2 protein-coding genes are annotated in these 977 nt (G+C 78.9%); both read right to left on the bottom strand.

The genetic code is table 11. The features are described 5' to 3' along the window. A partial coding sequence (locus tag Q6969_RS15920; RefSeq protein WP_317231312.1) for an MFS transporter occupies nucleotides 1–541 on the bottom strand: 541 nt, incomplete at its 3' end. After that, nucleotides 538–977, bottom strand: a 440-nt coding sequence (locus Q6969_RS15915; RefSeq protein WP_317231311.1) for an ATP-binding cassette domain-containing protein, incomplete at its 5' end; no start/stop codon positions are given. The genes Q6969_RS15915 and Q6969_RS15920, both read right to left, overlap by 4 nt.

The raw sequence follows: 977 nt of genomic DNA, 5'->3' as shown, positions 1-977 counted from the left end.
CCGCGCCGACCTCGCCGACCAGCACGAGCGCCGCGAACAGCGACGGCCGGCCGCGGCGCCGGGCGGCGCGTCCGCGGAGGTCGGCCGCCGCGACGAGGCTCTGCAGGGCCGGGCTGAACAGGGCCCCGCCCATCCCCGTGAGGACCGCGCCGACGAGGAAGCCCGGCAGGTCCGCGGCCAGCGCGAGGCCCAGGTAGCCGGCGACCCGGACGGCGCATCCGGCCGCGATGAGGGTGCGGGGGCCGAAGCGGTCGGCGAGCATCCCGCCGAGGAGGAACAGGCCCTGCTGGCTGAAGGTGCGGGCGCCGAGCACGAGGCCGATGGCGAGGGCGCCGAGCCCGAGGTCGTCGCGCATCACGACGGCGAGGAACGGGACGACCGCGTAGAAGCCGAGGTTGAAGACCAGCTGGCTGCAGAGGAGCACGCCGGCGTGCGAGACGGCGGACTGCGGGACGGCGGACTGCAGGGCCGCGGGTTGCGGGCCGCGGTCCGGCGGCGGGGCGGCGGTGCCCGCGCGACGGGCGGGATCGGATGCCGTCATGCGGTGAGGGCCCCCGGCAGCCGCGGGACGGCGTCGGCGAGCTCGCGGGTGGCCGGATGCGCCGGGTCCGCGAGGAGGCGCGCCGTCGGCCCCTCCTCCACCACGCGCCCGCCGGCGAGCACGACGGTCCGCCCGCAGAGCCGCGCGACGGCGTCGAGGTCGTGGGAGACCAGCACCAGCCCGAGCCCGCGGTCGCGCACGAGCCCGTCGAGGAGCTCGATGATGCGGTCCCGCAGCGGCAGGTCGACGCCGCTCACGGGCTCGTCGGCGAGGAGGATCCCGGGGGATGCCGCGATGGCCCGGGCGAGGGCCACGCGCTGGGCCTGCCCGCCGGACAGCTCGCCGGGCCGCCGGTCGGCGAGGGAGGCCGCGAGGCCCACGTCGTCGAGCGCGCGGGCGACGATGCGGGCGTGGTCGCCGGGCACGTCGAGCCGCC

The organism is Clavibacter sp. MX14-G9D, from assembly GCF_032917815.1.
Lineage (GTDB): Bacteria > Actinomycetota > Actinomycetes > Actinomycetales > Microbacteriaceae > Clavibacter > Clavibacter michiganensis_K.
Note: the sequence above shows the minus strand (reverse complement) of the source record. Positions and strands in the feature narration are given on the sequence as shown.